Here is a 376-nt window from a genome sequence, read left to right on the forward strand (position 1 = left end):
CTAGGGGTGGGTGTGAGTGTGTAAGAGCGCATGGTGGATGCCTTGGCATCAGGAGCCGATGAAGGACGTGGAAATCTGCGATAAGCCTCGGGGAGCCGATAAACGGGCTGTGATCCGAGGATGTCCGAATGGGGGAACCCCGCCGCATGCGAGTGCGGTGACCCGCACCTGAATATATAGGGTGTGTGGAGGGAACGCGGGGAAGTGAAACATCTCAGTACCCGTAGGAAGAGAAAATAAGAATGATTCCGGGAGTAGTGGCGAGCGAAACTGGATGAGCCTAAACCGTGTGCGTGTCAAGCGTGCTGGTGTTGCGTACATGGTGTTGTGGGGTGTGTGTGTTCGGTTCAGCATGACCGAGACGCTGATGAGTGCT

General features: G+C 56.1%; 1 rRNA gene. It reads left to right on the plus strand.

Annotated features, from left to right (window positions below):
* Positions 1 to 10: 10 nt before the first annotated feature.
* A 23S ribosomal RNA gene (locus EZE58_RS17165) occupies positions 11 to 376 on the plus strand; the annotation flags it as partial.

The sequence above is a fragment of the Brevibacterium sp. LS14 genome (genome assembly GCF_012027885.1).
GTDB lineage: Bacteria > Actinomycetota > Actinomycetes > Actinomycetales > Brevibacteriaceae > Brevibacterium > Brevibacterium casei.